General features: G+C 53.6%; 21 protein-coding genes and 1 pseudogene. 3 read left to right on the top strand and 19 right to left on the bottom strand.

Annotated features, from left to right (window positions below):
- From AC0CW1_RS16485 to AC0CW1_RS16445, 9 genes are all read right to left on the bottom strand, one after another.
- Entirely contained in the window at window positions 1-1,398 is a 1,398-nt protein-coding gene (locus AC0CW1_RS16485) for a phage portal protein family protein (protein WP_488184076.1), read from the bottom strand.
- 79 nt (window positions 1,399-1,477) lie between these two features.
- Complete coding sequence (locus AC0CW1_RS16480; protein ID WP_488184075.1) at window positions 1,478-1,810, bottom strand: phage tail assembly chaperone; 333 nt, start codon at window positions 1,808-1,810, stop codon at window positions 1,478-1,480.
- Between the two features lie 73 nt (window positions 1,811-1,883).
- A complete protein-coding gene (locus AC0CW1_RS16475; RefSeq protein WP_488184074.1) occupies window positions 1,884-2,108 on the bottom strand; it encodes a hypothetical protein in 225 nt (74 codons plus the stop codon).
- Window positions 2,109-2,130: 22 nt separating this feature from the next.
- Complete coding sequence (locus AC0CW1_RS16470) at window positions 2,131-2,436, bottom strand: hypothetical protein (RefSeq protein WP_488184073.1); 306 nt, start codon at window positions 2,434-2,436, stop codon at window positions 2,131-2,133.
- Complete coding sequence (locus tag AC0CW1_RS16465; protein ID WP_488184072.1) at window positions 2,406-2,888, bottom strand: hypothetical protein; 483 nt, start codon at window positions 2,886-2,888, stop codon at window positions 2,406-2,408. The genes AC0CW1_RS16470 and AC0CW1_RS16465 overlap by 31 nt, the downstream gene beginning before the upstream one ends.
- Window positions 2,889-2,905: 17 nt before the next feature.
- Window positions 2,906-3,574 carry a sigma-70 family RNA polymerase sigma factor gene (locus AC0CW1_RS16460; RefSeq protein WP_488184071.1) on the bottom strand — a complete coding sequence of 223 codons (669 nt, stop codon included), beginning with the start codon at window positions 3,572-3,574 and terminating at the stop codon, window positions 2,906-2,908.
- A 185-nt stretch (window positions 3,575-3,759) separates the two neighbouring features.
- Window positions 3,760-4,824: a hypothetical protein gene (locus AC0CW1_RS16455; protein ID WP_488184184.1), complete on the bottom strand. Its 1,065-nt coding sequence runs from the start codon at window positions 4,822-4,824 to the stop codon at window positions 3,760-3,762.
- Complete coding sequence (locus AC0CW1_RS16450) at window positions 4,781-4,972, bottom strand: hypothetical protein (RefSeq protein WP_488184070.1); 192 nt, start codon at window positions 4,970-4,972, stop codon at window positions 4,781-4,783. Before AC0CW1_RS16450 ends, AC0CW1_RS16455 begins: the two co-directional genes overlap by 44 nt.
- A 219-nt stretch (window positions 4,973-5,191) precedes the next feature.
- Window positions 5,192-5,401 (bottom strand): helix-turn-helix domain-containing protein, encoded by a 210-nt coding sequence (locus tag AC0CW1_RS16445; protein ID WP_488184069.1) that lies wholly within the window; start codon window positions 5,399-5,401, stop codon window positions 5,192-5,194.
- A gap of 170 nt (window positions 5,402-5,571) precedes the next feature.
- Here AC0CW1_RS16445 and AC0CW1_RS16440 point away from each other — a divergent pair, with 170 nt between their 5' ends.
- Both AC0CW1_RS16440 and AC0CW1_RS16435 read left to right on the top strand, forming a co-directional pair.
- Window positions 5,572-6,003: a helix-turn-helix domain-containing protein gene (locus AC0CW1_RS16440; RefSeq protein WP_488184068.1), complete on the top strand. Its 432-nt coding sequence runs from the start codon at window positions 5,572-5,574 to the stop codon at window positions 6,001-6,003.
- Between the two features lie 93 nt (window positions 6,004-6,096).
- Window positions 6,097-6,285 carry a hypothetical protein gene (locus tag AC0CW1_RS16435; RefSeq protein WP_488184067.1) on the top strand — a complete coding sequence of 63 codons (189 nt, stop codon included), beginning with the start codon at window positions 6,097-6,099 and terminating at the stop codon, window positions 6,283-6,285.
- A gap of 36 nt (window positions 6,286-6,321) precedes the next feature.
- Here AC0CW1_RS16435 and AC0CW1_RS16430 read toward each other — a convergent pair whose 3' ends face one another.
- Together AC0CW1_RS16430 and AC0CW1_RS16425 are read right to left on the bottom strand one after the other, a co-directional pair.
- On the bottom strand, window positions 6,322-6,744 hold the full coding sequence (locus tag AC0CW1_RS16430) for an ATP-binding protein (protein WP_488184066.1): 423 nt from the start codon (window positions 6,742-6,744) through the stop codon (window positions 6,322-6,324).
- 2 nt (window positions 6,745-6,746) lie between these two features.
- Window positions 6,747-7,301, bottom strand: coding sequence for a hypothetical protein (locus AC0CW1_RS16425; RefSeq protein ID WP_488184065.1), 555 nt, complete (start codon window positions 7,299-7,301; stop codon window positions 6,747-6,749).
- Between the two features lie 257 nt (window positions 7,302-7,558).
- On the opposite strand from AC0CW1_RS16425, the gene AC0CW1_RS16420 reads away from it, so the two are divergent.
- The gene (locus AC0CW1_RS16420) at window positions 7,559-8,665 is read left to right on the top strand and encodes a site-specific integrase (RefSeq protein ID WP_488184064.1); all 1,107 of its coding nucleotides are present in this window, start codon (window positions 7,559-7,561) and stop codon (window positions 8,663-8,665) included.
- A gap of 78 nt (window positions 8,666-8,743) precedes the next feature.
- On the opposite strand, the gene guaA is transcribed toward AC0CW1_RS16420, so the two are convergent.
- From guaA to moaA, 8 genes and pseudogenes are all read right to left on the bottom strand, one after another.
- Window positions 8,744-10,285: a glutamine-hydrolyzing GMP synthase gene (guaA, locus tag AC0CW1_RS16415; RefSeq protein ID WP_488184063.1), complete on the bottom strand. Its 1,542-nt coding sequence runs from the start codon at window positions 10,283-10,285 to the stop codon at window positions 8,744-8,746.
- A gap of 107 nt (window positions 10,286-10,392) precedes the next feature.
- Window positions 10,393-10,932 carry a hypoxanthine phosphoribosyltransferase gene (hpt, locus tag AC0CW1_RS16410; protein ID WP_488184062.1) on the bottom strand — a complete coding sequence of 180 codons (540 nt, stop codon included), beginning with the start codon at window positions 10,930-10,932 and terminating at the stop codon, window positions 10,393-10,395.
- Between the two features lie 147 nt (window positions 10,933-11,079).
- Complete coding sequence (locus AC0CW1_RS16405; protein WP_488184061.1) at window positions 11,080-11,391, bottom strand: CC/Se motif family (seleno)protein; 312 nt, start codon at window positions 11,389-11,391, stop codon at window positions 11,080-11,082.
- Window positions 11,392-11,522: 131 nt separating this feature from the next.
- Window positions 11,523-12,230, bottom strand: coding sequence for a hypothetical protein (locus AC0CW1_RS16400; RefSeq protein WP_488184060.1), 708 nt, complete (start codon window positions 12,228-12,230; stop codon window positions 11,523-11,525).
- 180 nt (window positions 12,231-12,410) lie between these two features.
- The gene (locus tag AC0CW1_RS16395) at window positions 12,411-12,902 is read right to left on the bottom strand and encodes a MogA/MoaB family molybdenum cofactor biosynthesis protein (protein ID WP_488184059.1); all 492 of its coding nucleotides are present in this window, start codon (window positions 12,900-12,902) and stop codon (window positions 12,411-12,413) included.
- A 155-nt stretch (window positions 12,903-13,057) separates the two neighbouring features.
- Window positions 13,058-13,486, bottom strand: a pseudogene (locus AC0CW1_RS16390) (MOSC domain-containing protein); the annotation flags it as partial.
- 2 nt (window positions 13,487-13,488) lie between these two features.
- Window positions 13,489-13,968: a cyclic pyranopterin monophosphate synthase MoaC gene (gene moaC / locus AC0CW1_RS16385; RefSeq protein ID WP_488184058.1), complete on the bottom strand. Its 480-nt coding sequence runs from the start codon at window positions 13,966-13,968 to the stop codon at window positions 13,489-13,491.
- Between the two features lie 130 nt (window positions 13,969-14,098).
- A complete protein-coding gene (gene moaA / locus AC0CW1_RS16380; RefSeq protein WP_488184183.1) occupies window positions 14,099-15,082 on the bottom strand; it encodes a GTP 3',8-cyclase MoaA in 984 nt (327 codons plus the stop codon).
- Window positions 15,083-15,148: the final 66 nt, after the last annotated feature.

Raw genomic sequence — 15,148 nt, 5'->3', positions numbered from 1 at the left:
TTAACCATACCTCCCCAGTCTCTCTTTCGCTTTTTTTACCGCTTCCTCGTCGTCCTCTAACTCTTCCGGGATGTCCAAATATGTCCCCTTCCCCGGTTTTACGTTAGAGCTTTTTCTCTTTGGTTGTCTTGGGTTTGGGTCTGTGCCCTCGTCCAGTCTTTCCGGCAATCCTGCCGCCTCTCTTACATAGTCCTCCAGATGGTCATCCGGCACCAAGACACCCACGCCGGTCATGTCCTTGATATAAGACGCCAGCGCCTGAATGTCCGCGCTCTCAATATCACCGTGCTCCATGGTGGGATAATCGGTTATGCCGCTGAAATGCTCACCGTTAAGGTCTATCAATGTCGGTATTGCCTGGTTGTTGAAAACCTCGCAGATAATATCGAGGTAAGCGCCTACAGCCATTGAGAATAATTCGGTCTTGTCGCTGCTCAAGGCAAAGCTGCCCACTTGCTGGTGCCCAAGCAGTACGAAGTCTGCAAGGACAGTCATGGCTATTCGGGTATCGTATCGCTCGATGATGGCGTTGGTATCGAACTGGCGCCGGCCACCGGTGCTCAATAGCTGTAGCTCCCAGCCTGCCGGGAGGCTCAAGCCTTCCATGCTGTCGCGGCGGATGTTCTGGACGATTTTCTCTGTCAGCAAGCGAATGGCTGTCATGTCCGGGTCGTCCTCGTCCCAGATGTTCATTCCTTCCGGTGCCTTCAAAACAGGAAAGCCAGCCAGGTCGCGCTCGATGCCTATTCCCTCTATCTCTTGAATGCGGCGCTTGAAATACCAGCTCCGGTATGCGTTGCGGAGGATGCTTCTCCCTTCAGGGTTGCCCTTGCGGCTCTTCGTCCTGAAAAGCAGCAGCTTCTCAATTGGTATTTGGATTATCTCAAAAGTGGGCGGCGGCATCTGTGCCATTCCCAGAAGGTTGTCATTATCATCATATAACCACTCCCAGAGAGTATCCTGCGCCCTGATGGGTAACTTTTGCCACCCTATCAATCCATCGGTGTACTTACTCTTTAGTCGCGGGTCGCTGTTCCTGCCTAAGCGCCGCTTGTAGACCAGTTCGTGAGCACTCCAACCAAAAGTTAAAAACGACAGGATTTCAGAGATGGTATCCGTCCATGTGTCGCTCATGTCGTCCATGCAGCTATAAATAAAGTCCGCTGCTTCTTGGTCTTTGACTGTGGAGCCTCCCGGCTGCACGCTCCAGCTTGCCTGTCTGATAAGCATTTCTATGGCGTAAAGGATGGCGCCGATAACATCGTCATTCTCGCTCATCTCCTTGTACACCTCAATGCCTTTTCTGCCCTGTAAATCCTTGAGAAACTCTTCGAAGAAGAAGCCTCCGTAGCGCTTCTGTCCTATACGACCTAATTCTTTTAAACTATTGCTTTGCAAATTCTCCCCTCCTTTCCTGCCAATTTTTCCAGCGTTTCTACTTCCAACAGATCTCAATTCTCAATAATAACCAGCGTATTTACTCCACTTCCTTTTCCTCCATGGTGGAGTAGCCGCTGATTTTGTCGATTATTTCGAGTACCTCATCCTTCTCTCCAGCGAGCAGAATTTTATCCACCAGGTCGATGCCATTTAAGACGCTGAGCGCTTTCCATGCGTCCCCGTTATTCCACACCCTTTCCCTGTCCTCATCAATTGTCGCCTGGTATATAAGGGCGCTGCGGTACCTCGTGCCGTCGGTATGTTCCGGGAATTTGATACCCAATTGCTTGTTACGGACGTATTTGGTATTCTTCTCCTTGCATTGGTAGTACTTGATTTTGTCAACGTAAAAGTGGGCCACAGTGATCACGAAAAAAGTGATCCACTACTTCGTTTTTGGTTTACATAAATGTTTAATCTTGGATGCGCGAGGTTAGATGTACCTATTCTTTTAAGTACTCTTCCTCGCTCAAAGGGCGGACGCGAAAGGTGAAAAGCACGACGCCGTTTCTTGTAATCTCAACTGGGTGAGTGTTCTCCTCCTCGGTCTTGAAGGCAGCTGCGGCCAGCAAGCCTTTGAGAATGTCGTTCTCATATGTCCGAAGCTGTGCTTTGTTCTCCTTTTCGGTCATTTCGATCTCCTCCACTTTGGTCTTTTCAGTTGCCATTTTCTTTCACTTCCTTTCCTGCTTATTCCTCTGGCTTATCTGCTTTCAACAGAAAATCCAGAACATCGCACATTTGTTTTAGCGCCTGGGTCATGTACTCTTCGTTCCTGGGGTTCCCTGATTGAATGCTGTCGACCAGCTGCCTGGCTAATTCCTGCTTGTCCAGGATTTTTTCAAAAGACGATTTCTCGTTTGCTTCCCGCTCCGCTGCGGCCCGTTCATCTGCTTGGCGTTGCAGCTCCTGGCGGCGCTGGTATAGCTTCCGGTCTTCAGCCTTTTGCTGCTCTATAACATCAGTCAGTGACTTTCCATTATAAAGGCTCGACATTCGTTTCTAACCTCCTTTCCAAATTCTTCAGCCAGCCGTTTTGCGATTGTTTCCTGCATTCTCGCCTTGACAAAAGCAGGGCTGTCCTCTTCCGGCATAAGGACAATTCCTTGAGCGCCGTATAAAATGACGGTTAAGTCCTGGATTCCTCGCTGTATGTCTTTGAACACAGTTCTTTTGTTAATATGAAATCGTACAGGCATTAACTCGGTACCCAGCGGATTTTCTGCGAAGTAAAAAGCAAGCAGCACGTTGTATATCCTGGTCTTGTTTTCCTCCAAGGCCGCTTCCTTGTACTTCCTCATTGCCTCTACAAGGATTTCTCTTTCCTCCGGTGTCGATTCCCCGCATTTATACCGTTTGAGTGCCTGTCTAACGGCCCGCTGTCGTGCTTTAACCATGAAGTCTGAGCAATCTTCCCGCTCAATCAGCTGCTGCATATCCAGTGCCATATTACACCCTCCTCTTGTTAAATGAGTTCCAGTCCGCTATTGCCGAAATGAAGAATCATGCTTTCGGGATTCAAAAATTCCGAGAAATTGTGAAGCCCGTCCCATTGATAGGCTCTTCTTAATTCCTGCATGCCCTCTGAACGACGTAGTTGATGGTAGGCTGCGAACTTAACGTTGCGTGCTAAACGATAACTCCATCCCATTTCATGCGCAACCTGGGGAAGGGTCTTGCCCTTATAAAAAACGCCGTAAATAAAAAGCTGTTCCTTCGGAGGCAGTTTGTCTATTTCCGCTCTGACGATTAGCCTCATTTCGTTAAGCTCACAGTAGCTGTATGTATCCGCATCAGGGTCTTCGATTGTATCCCCCAAGGCAATGGAATCATCATCCGACACAGGCGTTTCAAGTGAAATTGTTTCTATCTGCCGCTTTCCCCTAAACCCCAATTCCCGCAAGCATACATATGAAACGTGATAATTCAAATAACTGGTAAACCGGAATTCCTTTTCTGGGGAGTAATCTTTGACTGCCCTCAAAAGCGCAAAATATCTGCATTGCAACAAATCTTCCGGTTCTATGCCTCTATTACGGCAGAACGGAAAAAAGCGGCTCGTAATCTTGTACATCAGAGGGGCTACTGCAAAATACAGCTTATGCAGGCTCTCTACATCACCTTGGGCGGCCAATATTGCCAACTCCTCGTTTGTTGCCACTTGAATGCTCACCCCTCTCCGTGGTAGAATATGGATAGATATTTTAACCATATGGCTGTACCACGGGGGCGGGAGCTTTTCAAAGGCTCTCGTTTTATTTATGCTCGCTGAAGAGCTTAACCACTATCATCGCTTTGCTTGAAACCAGAGAGAGCACGTCAGTCTTGTTTCTTAGGCTCATCTGCATCGTCACCCATGTACCATTCTGCGTCTTCCGCCCTATGAAAGCCCGAGAGGGCAAAACCTCCGGCCCCATTTGGCCCAGTATGTTGCTGATTGCTGACAGTATCGTTATCATTTTCGTCCCATGCGAGTTTGAACCTTGAATGTTGGCTATTGCTTCCATACGGTTGGGTCACCTCCTCGTATTCATCGTCCCAGCGCCCCTGGTTGAGCCAGGTCGCAGGGTTTGGTATATACCGTCCTCCTTCACGTTGCCATTGTTCGGTGACTCGTGCCCTCCCGATGGCTGTCATAATCCGGTCGTGAAGTTCCGTATCTGGTTTTATCCTCTTCCAGGATGATTCCGCCGCTTTTTTCCCGACCTTCTTCGGATATGCGGCCCAGAACTCATCAAATCGTCTTTCAGCCAGGGTCTTGGAGGGCTGTTCACGGGTTTCCTTTCCCGCTGCCGTTCCGGCCATTTTAACCGTTAGGCTCTCGCCAGGCTGTAATTTTTTGTGTTCTGTGTCCAATCCGTCCTCATCCTGCGTAGGCGCGGTTGTCAGTGATGGGGTATCAGGGTTCAGTATGGGGGATTCAGGAATCAGGTTAAGGGTTTCAGCCGTGCTCGTACTGTGCTTGCACAGTGTTTGCACCGTATTTGCACTGTGCTTGTATGGTGCTGTTACTATGCTTTGTTGCTCGGGGGTTATTTCTGCCTCTTCATCTTCCGGTGGAGGCGGAATCTCACTGTCCGGTTCCTTGCAGTGTGGGTTTTGATGCTTCTCAAAATTTGTAATTTGTATGAATCGCTTGCCATTGCATGAGTATCGAATGATGAACCTCTCCGGGCTGTCCGCCAGCTCCTGAAGCAGTTTATCTGTATCGATGTTGTCAAATGGGAAGAGGCGCCCTTTTATACCTTTGGGCCTGTCTTCCAATCTTCCACGCCGGTCGGCCAGCGTCCACAATCCAATGAACAATAACCGGGCCTCATATGGAAGCTCGGCCAAATATTCATTGGCGAAAAATGCCGGCTTGATATTCCTGGCCCTCGGCATTGCTATCACCGCCGTTCTGTTTGCCTCCTCCATTCTCCCATTCCAGGTCTTTTGGATACTCGGCAAGGGATTTCTTATAAGAGGTTTGCATGTATTGTGAAGCCATTTTCCTGGCTGTTGTTGGCTGCTTTATTGCTGTAATAGTCATTGCTCATTTCTCCTCTATTTCAGATTCTTTTCTGCCCAAAGCCGGAGCTCTTGGCTGTGTCTTACTATCACTGCTTCGGCTGCGGTTTGCCGTTGTATTTTGCCGCCTCTTTTCTGCAGCGACAATAGATGTTGTCCATTGCCTTCGTCGGGTTAGTTCCCATTTATCTCTCTCACCCCCCTGAATATAATGTAGGAGTAACTTATCTTTTGTGGTAAGTTACAGGGTAAAAAAAATATCCTTGATATCATCGCCAGAAAGGTCAAAGAAATCAGCAATTTTTTTGATTTCTTGCTGCGAAAATGGTCTTTTATTGTTTTCCTTCTGGCTATAGGAAGCCTCCCCTTTAAGGCCAAGCAAGGAGCACATGTCTTTTTGTCTCATCCCTTTGCCTACCCTTAAAGAACGCAGCTTTAAATTTGGCTTCATCGTTTTACCCTCCTTGATTATCTTTTGTGGTAAGTCTATTTTATGCCTTTTGTGGTAAGTGGTCAACTATATTTGTAAAATTATTTTCATCAACGGTAATTTTCTTTATTTTAATGAAAAATCCGGTTATAATATTTCTATTATCGGTAACTTTGCGGGGTGACTTTGAAATGAAAAACTTTGCTATGCGCTTTAAACAGCTTCGTAATGAAAAGGGCCTGACACAGGAAGAGTTACGAGCAGACTTCAATTCTCGGTATTCACGCAATTACACGGCAGCAGCGATTTCTCGTTACGAAAACGGAAAGCGCATGCCTGAAATTGACGCGCTTTACGATTTTGCTGAATATTTCGGTGTTTGTATTTCATATCTTCTTGGGGAAACCGATGTTAGGAATCCAGACGAAGGCTCATCTAAAGCAAAACCTAAAATTGCAGATATTATCGCAAACAGGGACGAAAAAGCGCTTGATACTTTTCTAGAACTCTCTCCGGAAGCCAGGAAAAAGGCCGCAGAATATATCAACATGCTGAAAACGCTTCAGGATGTCAAGGAGAGTAAGTCCAATGAAAACATTATCGATTCTGAAGAGGAAACCTAAAGGGCGAGCTGCGCCGGCATTTTATGTTCTGGAATTGGGAGACGGTAATAGAAAACAAGGGGGGCTTTTAAGAGAGTAAGGAGGGTGTCTATTATGGGCAATAAACAACACCAGAAAGTTAATATTTGGGCTATCGCCGGGATTAGTGTCGGCGCACTTGGCTTAATTGAGCTGTTTATGCTAAATCCATTAATAGGTATCATTGTTCTTGTTATTGGTGCTGGAATAGCAAAAGGTATTTTGGAGGCCAAGAAGTTCCTTGGCATGGGGCAGGTAGCATAGAGACTCGCCTCGGGGAATCTAGGAACAATCGGGGGCTCATGCCGTCAAAAAGGTCTTGCGATGGGTCATCCGGTAGCTGTCGCCGGATAAGGAGAAAAGTTCACTGTGGTGGACGAGCCGGTCCAGAATGGCGGTGGTGATCACACTGTCGCCAAAGACTTCAGGCCACTCCTCGAAGCTCTTGTTGGACGTGATGATGACGGATGTCCGCTGGTACAGGTCATTGACCAGTTGGAAGAACTGATTGGCTTCCGTGCGTGTGATCGGCAGAAATCCAAGTTCGTCGATGATTACCAGATCGGCTTTCGCTTCGATTTCAGAATGGAGCACCTCTTCGAGAAATGCCAAATAAGGGAGCTCGGCTGCAGCGGCTTCGTTGGCCATGGGCGCAAGCTGTTCACTGCGCAGGTGGAAGTGGCACTGCTGCAATACGTCATCCAGTTGTCGGCCTGTGCGCATGGTCATGCTCCTTTAAGGCAACGGGTATAGTCGCCAATCTCTCGCCGGGGAGCCTGGCCTTGCAAATGCTTCAGCCGAGCGGTCGCAGCGAGGACTTCGGTTGTCGAGGCGCCCGTCGCCGGGGGTGTTGGGGTGGCTGGTGTTGCGTTCTTCTGGAGGCTTGACAGCGTCTCGCGGAGCTTTTGCACACTATAGCGCTGCACTTCGTTGCACTGCTTGATGGCTGCTTGCAAGGCACCGGCGGCCGTTTCGCCGGCCAGCCTTTCCAATGCCTGAATCTGGTCGCGAAAGTATCGGCTGTTCGTTTTGCGAAGCCCCTCGACAAACTGTCGGGCGCAGGCATGGCTCCCCAAGCGCAGGAGCGCCGCTTCTTCGAGCTCATCGTACGTTTTCGTATAATCCCGTTGGTGGTTTCGGTTGACCACAAGATGCCCTCGTCCGGTCACCAATCCGTGTTCCGCAAGCAACGCGCCCGTATCGAGGGCATATATGTTCAGGGTCTTCTCCGCGATTTCGATCCGCACCTCGACGCCGGCCTTGTACGTGCCCAGCGGCACCGAGTATCGATTGCTGTGAAGGAGGGTAAGCCTGTTATTTGTCCTGCTTGCAATAGCAATAATATCCAAATCGTAAATGAAACTTCTCAAAAGGGCAGAGGGTGCCTTGGTAATATTATTCACGGGATTATATTCTTGTTCATATGGTGGATTTGGATATTTGTCTGGCTTTTTGGAGGAAAGAAAACCATAAACAAAACTAAAGCTATCTGCATGAGTTGTGGCCGCCAATGGTATTTATGAAAGGAGGCGTTGCTTTGCCTGTTTATAAAGACGAAAAAAGAAAGACCTGGTATTGCGCCTTCCGCTACAAAGATTGGACTGGAACGACGCGGCAGCATAAAAAGCGTGGCTTTGCTAAAAAGTCCGACGCTGTCCAGTACGAACGCGATTTTATTAAAAAACAGAGCGGTGGTTGCGACATGGCCTTTGGTTCCATGGTCGAGCTTTATATGGAGGACTGCAAGACACGGCTCCGCCCTACAACCTATGAGGGCAAGAAGTACCTCATTGATTCAAAAATTCTTCCGGTATTTAAAGATATGCCTGTGAACGCCATTACTCCTGCAACGGTGCGAAAGTGGCAGAATGGCCTCCTGGACGATGAAAGCGATTATTCGCCTACATATCTCAAAACCATAAATAATCAGCTGTCGGCCATTTTTAATTATGCCAGGCGGTATTATGGTCTTCAAACCAATCCGGCGGCTGTCTGCGGCTCAATCGGCAAAAAGAACGCAGAGTCAATGCAATTCTGGACTACGGATGAATTCCGGCTTTTCGCTGCTGCGATTTCAGATAAGCCCGCATCGTATGCCATTTTTAACATGCTATTCTGGACTGGCATGCGCTCCGGGGAACTCCTGGCCCTCACCCTGGACGATATTGATTTTGAATCTAAAAAAATCAGCATCACGAAAAGTTACGCCAGGGTTGGTAATGAGGATGTCATTTCTCCTCCGAAGACACCCAAGAGCCGGCGCGTAATCACGGCATCTGAATTTCTATTGGAAATCCTGAAGGATTATGCCGGTCGCCTGGTGGATTATGAGCCTTCGGACAGGCTCTTTGATTATACAAAGCATTTCCTTGCCAGTGAAATGGCTCGCGGCTGTAAGCTCTCCGGCGTAAAAAAAATACGTGTTCATGACATTCGCCACTCCCACGCATCGCTGCTGATTGAACTCGGTTTTTCTCCGCTTCTGATATCTGAACGCCTTGGACATGAAAGCGTAGAGACCACCCTACAAACCTATGCCCATTTATACCCCAATAAGCATGGCGAAGTTGCCGACAAATTGGATGCCCTCAATTCTCCAGAAAATGGCTCCAAATCAGATAAAAATCCCGAAAAACCGAAATAATGTTGCCATTCTGCTGCCACGGCCAAAAAGCAAAGCCTGCAATCCCTTTATTTATCTGGGGTACAGGCTTTTTCTTTCCTACTCCCACTCAATCGTCCCCGGCGGCTTCGACGTGATGTCGTAGACGACCCGGTTGACGCCTTTGACCTCGTTGACGATCCGGTTGGAGATCTTCTCCAGCAGTTCGTAGGGCAGCCGCGCCCAGTCGGCCGTCATGGCGTCGTCGGAGGTGACGGCCCGCAGGATGGCCGGGTATTCGTAGGTACGGCCGTCGCCCATGACGCCGACGCTGCGGACGGTTGTCGGCAGCACGACGAAGGACTGCCAGATCTGCCGGTAGAGACCGGCTTTTTTGATCTCCTGGAAGACGATGTCGTCGGCGTGACGCAGGATGTCCAGGCTCTCCTTGGTGATCTCGCCGAGGACGCGGATGGCCAGACCCGGTCCAGGGAAGGGCTGGCGCCAGACAATGTCTTCGGGGAGTCCCAGTTTCTGGCCCACTTCCCGCACCTCGTCCTTAAAGAGGGTGCGCAGGGGCTCGATCAGTTCGAATTTCATGTCTTCGGGCAGGCCGCCCACGTTGTGGTGGGTCTTGATCGTCTCGGCTGTCGAGGTGCCGCTTTCGACGACGTCGGGGTAGAGGGTGCCTTGCACCAGGAAGTCTACCTGGCCCAGTTTGGCCGCTTCCTCTTCGAAGACGCGGATGAATTCGTTGCCGATGCCTTTGCGCTTCGTCTCCGGGTCGGAGACGCCGGCGACCTTGGCCATGAAGCGTTCTGACGCTTCGACGGCGATCAGGTTCATGCCCAGTTCGTCGCGGAAGGTCTTGACGATCCGTTCCGATTCGTTGAGGCGCATGAAGCCGTGGTCGACGTAGACACAGGTCAGTTGCTCGCCGACAGCGCGGTGGACGAGGAGGGCCGCCACGGAGGAGTCGACGCCGCCCGAAAGAGCGCAGAGGACTTTGCCGCCGCCAACACGGGCGCGGATGGCCGCGACCTGTTCTTCGATGAAGTTTTCCATGGTCCACTCACCGGTGCAGCCGCAGACGCCGAAGAGGAAGCTGCGCATCATGTCCATGCCTTGGGGCGTGTGGCGCACCTCCGGGTGGAACTGGACGCCGTAGAAGCGGCGCACCGGGTCGGCCATGGCCGCAAAGGGGGCATGGTCCGTTTTGCCGGAACTGACGAAGCCGTGGGGCAGGACTTCCACCTTGTCGCCGTGGCTCATCCAGCACTGCACGTCGCCTTCCATGCCGGCGAAAGGGCCTTCCGAAGCGGTGATGGTGAGGGACGCCTTGCCGTATTCGCGCGATTCGGCCCGGCCGACCTTGCCGCCCAGTTGGTTGACCATGAGTTGCATGCCGTAGCAGATGCCCAGGATGGGGATGCCCAGGTCGTAGATGGCCGGGTCGACGGCAGGCGCTTTTTCTTCATAGACGCTGGCCGGGCCGCCGGTGAAGATGATGCCCTTGGGGTTCATCTCTCGGATGGCGTCGATGCTGATCGTGTAGGGGTGCATCTCACAGTAGACGTGCAGTTCCCGGACGCGGCGGGCGATCAACTGGTTGTACTGGCCGCCGAAGTCGAGGACCAGGATCGTTTCATGGGGCTTAGCCAAGAATGTTCGCTCCTCTCGAAGTCATGCCGGTTGATGGTTCTCTGTTGTTTCTAATCCATTGCGCTGTCGACGGCAATCGCATGCCCCTTTGTGCGCTCCCTTGTGGGCTACTTCTCGTAGACTTCCCGCTTCAGCACGGCCACGAAAGGAAAGTGGCGGTACTGCTCCGCATAGTCGAGGCCATAGCCGATGACAAACTCGTCGGGGATGGTGAAGCCGTTATAATCGGGGGCGACAGGCGTCTTGCGGCGGCTCGGCTTGTCTAGCGCGGTGCAGACCTTCACCGAGGCGGCGCCCCGCGATTTCAGGTTGTCCATCAGGTAGTTGAGGGTCAACCCTGTGTCGACGATGTCCTCGACGATCAGGATGTGCCGGTTTTCGATGGCCCGGTCGAGGTCCTTCAGGATCCGTACGGCCCCCGACGACTTGGCCCCCGCTCCGTAACTGGAGACGGCCATGAAGTCGATCTCAATGGGGATGTGGATGGCCCGGATCAGGTCGGCCATGAAGACGAGAGCGCCTTTGAGGATGCCCACGACCAGCAGGTCCTTGTCTTGATAGTCCTTCGAGATTCGTTCGCCCAGCTCTTTGACCTTGACTCGAATGTCTTCTTCGCTGACCAGTACGCGATCGATGACCTTGTCCATCGCTGCTGCCGCCTCCTGAAATACGAAAATAAGGCCGGCTCTCAAGACCGGCCATGCAGACGTGACATTTAGGTATACTCTTTGTCGAATCTCTAAAATTATACCAATGAATGAAAAATGGTGTCAACAGCGAAAGCCCTGTTTCTTTTAGGCCAACCGCCACCCCTTTACTGCCAGCTTTGTCCGGAGGAGGCCGCGCGAAAGATCGATGGTCAGCGGGTGGCTGCAGGCGAACCGCTTGTCCTGATGGATGACGATGCCGTCTTTGTCAAAGCACGCGTATTCGGCGGGGTCCTGCGGGCGGGGCGCCCCTACTTCGATCTCCGGCGGCGCGTCCAGATGGATGCAACAGCCGACAGAGACGTTCATGGGGATATGAATGACGCCGCCCTTTTGTTCGATAAAGGTCCGGGCTTCCGGTGTGAAGGACCAGTCCTGGAAGAAGGCCTGCTGCTGCATGGGCGATCGCTCCTTGTGCCTTTTGCCACTATTTTGACATTCTTTTCGGATTCCTACAAGCCCTGTCGCACTTTCATGGCAATGAAAAAGGCGTGGTAAAAAAACCACGTCCCGGTCTGCACAGCCCTGATCTAGCGTCCCGCCACCGGGGGCAAGGTGATGGTCTGTTTGCCGCTGTAATTGAAAAACTGCAACGTAAGGATCAGCCGATCGCGGGGCGCGTTGCGGCTAGTGGCCTCGACGACGACCTTGCGGATCAGGTTTTTCTTGGGATCGACCCAGATGCGGTAGTAGAAGTCTTTCCAGAGAGTCGTCAGGAGGCGGTTCGACACTTCGGTGCGGCACTCCATGATCAGGCATTTTTCTTCGTCCACACGGTCGGTCCCCGCTACGGTGACCCCTTCGATAGTTTTGATGTCCAGGGCTGTCAGCGGGCTGATCTCAGAGAGCAGCAAGTCCTGCGGTCCGAAGCGGTTTTTCTCGATCGTGTACCAGTTTTTCTTGATCGGATCCCAGAGGTAGAAGAGGTTTCCTACCGTATAGATCTCGGCGGGGGACTGGAGCAGCGTTCCTTTCAGGTGAAACTTCTCCCCTTCGGCCCGGTCGCCGGAAAAGCGGCTGATGACCTCTTCACGGCCATCGACACGGATGAGGAAGGTGCTCTCAAAGGAAAAACTCGGGCTCTGCAAGGTACCAGCGACAGCGCGCTTGACGACGGACATGGGGTCTTTGGGGTTCCAAAGCGCTTCATGGGCCTGCCACATCAAGTAGCCGCCGCCGGCGCCCAGGAGCAAAAACAAGACGGTGATGCCTGCGATCCACCGCCACCAGCGTCTCATGGGGATCCCCCCTTCCGGAAACCCTCCCTAAAGGAAGGGTATTTTCGGTGGAGGGGGGCACAGAACTGGAGAATATTTCTTCATGGCAAAACAGGTTCGCTAGCAGAAAAAGCATCCACCCGACCGGGAGGATGCTTCCGTCACGATAGAGGTGATCGGCGCCTGTTCATTGGCGCCTGTTTATTTTCGGGCACATTCGCTCGCTTCGCCCTTGAGGATCTCAATGCCATGGGGCAGCGCCGGCAGGATGATGTCAAGGCACTCCTGAACCGCCTTGGGGCTGCCGGGGAGGTTGACGATCAGGGTTCGGCCCCGGATGCCGGCGACGCCGCGGGTGAGCATCGCCCGTGGCGTGATTTTCATGCTCTCGGCCCGCATCGCCTCGGCGATGCCAGGGACCATTCTTTCTACCACATCTAATGTTGCCTCAGGGGTTACGTCGCGGGGCGAGAAGCCTGTCCCGCCGGTGGTAAAGATCAGGTCCAGGCCGAGGTCGTCGGCCATTTCCCGGAGGGCGGCGGCGATCTGGTCCCGCTCGTCAGGGACGACCTTGTAGGCGGCCATGGCGCCGCCGATGGTCTGGATGGCTTCGCCGATGAGACAGCCCGAACGGTCTTCCCGTTCGCCACGGCTGCCCTTGTCAGAGGCGGTGAGGATGCCGACGCGGATCATGGGGCCACCTCCTGTCCAGCGGCCTTCGCTCCGCCTTTACGCTCCTCCGGTGTGATTGCTTCTTGCGCAATGTCCTGCGGCGGTGTTACATCCTCCGCCTCACCCAGCGCAATCTTATCCGGCGCTGCCTCACCGAGTGCTGCCTCTCCCGTCGCGATGACTTCAATCGCATCGCCAACCTGAACAGGCCCCCCCGTCAACACCCGGATGAAGATGCCCTCTTTGGGCATGACGCAGTCGCCGGCTTGGTAGTAGATGGCGCAGCGGGTATGGCACTCCTTGCCGATCTGGGTCACCTCGCCGACAGCCTCCGGACCGAGCTTCAGCCGGGCGCCGATAGGCAGGGCCAATAAATCGATGCCTTCGGTGGTGATGTTTTCAGCGAAGTCGCCGGGATGGACGTCAAGGCCCAGGTCGCGCATCTTCTGAATGCTCTCCAGGGCCAGCAGGCTCACCTGGCGGTGCCAAGGACCGCCGTGGGCGTCGCCGGCAAGGCCGAAGTCCGCTTCGAGCACGCCCCTGCCTACGTTTTTTTTGCGCATCCCTTTTTTCTCACTGCTGCAAACAGCCACGATCGTTGCCACGGTCATTCCTCCCTGATGAAGTGCCCGCTCTTGCCCCCTGTTTTTTCGACGAGCCGGATGTCGCTGACGACCATGTTCTTATCCATGGCCTTGCACATGTCATAGATGGTCAACGCAGCCACGGAAACGGCCGTCAAGGCCTCCATCTCTACGCCGGTCTTGCCCGTCGTCTTGACGCGGCTTTCGATCTCCACCGTCGAATGGAGTTCGTCCAGGGTGAACTGCAGATCGACGCCGGTGAGAAACAATGGGTGGCAGAGGGGGATCAGGTCGCTCGTCCGCTTGGCGGCCATGATGCCCGCCAGGCGAGCCACCGCTAACACATCGCCCTTGGCGATCTGACCGTCCCGGACGCGCCGGAAGGTGTCCCGGTGCATCAGCACCCTTCCGCGGGCCACTGCCTCCCGCCGTGTGTCGCCCTTCAGGCCCACATCGACCATGCGGGCGCTGCCTTTTTCATCGAAGTGTGTCAAAGGTTCCATCGCTACCTCCGCTGTCATCGCTAATCTGGGGAAACCGCCATTTCAAGGGGTAGGATTACATCAAAGCACAGTGTCCATCCCCATCAAGATGACCACGCAATGAGAAGGGGGGTGCCGCAAGGGCAGTTCCCTATCCCCCGATCTGGGACATCAATTGCCGTCGGTCCCCCCAACCCTCGTCAAGCATGCTGTGCTGGTAGGGCTTGGCCTCGACGGCCTTTTGAAAGATCCTCGCCAGCAGATTGTCCGGCGCGCCCCGGCGCAAAGGCGCCCGCAGGTCGATCTCCTGCCGCGAGTGCAGACAGGGGCGCAGTTTGCCTTCCGCCGTCAGCCGCAGGCGGTTGCAGGTTCCGCAGAAGTGTTTCGAGATGGCGCTGATGAAGCCCACTGTCCCCAAGGCGCCCTCCAGGGTGTGATAGCGGGCAGGGCCGCCCCCCCGGACGCCGGGGTGGTCGCCAAGTCGCAGCCCCTGCTCAGCCATCTTTGTTTTCATCTGTTCAATCGAGATATATTGGCCACGAAAACGGGGGTCGCCTTCGCCGATGGGCATCAGTTCGATGAAGCGGACATGTATGGGCCACTGCAAGGTGAGCCGGGCGAAGTGGGCCAGTTCGTCATCATTGACACCGCCCATGACGACGACGTTCAGCTTGACGGGATGGAGGTCCGCCGCCAGGGCGGACTCGATGCCTGTCCAGACATCGTCGATCCGGCCCACACGGGTGACGGCGCGAAAGCGTTCCGGCCGCAACGTGTCGAGGCTGATGTTGACGCGGTCCAGGCCAGCCGCTTTCAGTTCACTGGCGAAGCGCGGCAGCAGGATGCCGTTGGTGGTGAGAGCCACGTCCTCGATGCCGGTCATCGCTTTCACCCGGGCCACAAAGGGGACGATTCCCTTGCGCACCAGCGGTTCTCCGCCGGTGATCCGCACCCGTCGAATGCCCTGGCTGGCGGCGATGGCGATCAGCCGTTCAAACTCTTCGAAGCGGAGCACTTCCCGGTGGTCAACCAGGGGAAGGCCCTCTTCGGGCATGCAGTAGATGCAGCGGAGGTTGCAGCGGTCGGTCACAGAGACGCGCAGGTAGTGGATGTCCCGGGCGAAGGCGTCGATCATTTCGGCCACCCCGTCTCTTCAATATGTCCAGCGATGAAAGGAAGGCAACGTCAATGACGAAAGGAA

This window comes from Heliomicrobium sulfidophilum (assembly GCF_057715735.1).
The sequence above is the reverse complement of the archived record's forward strand: the minus strand, read 5'-3'. Positions and strand labels throughout refer to the sequence as shown.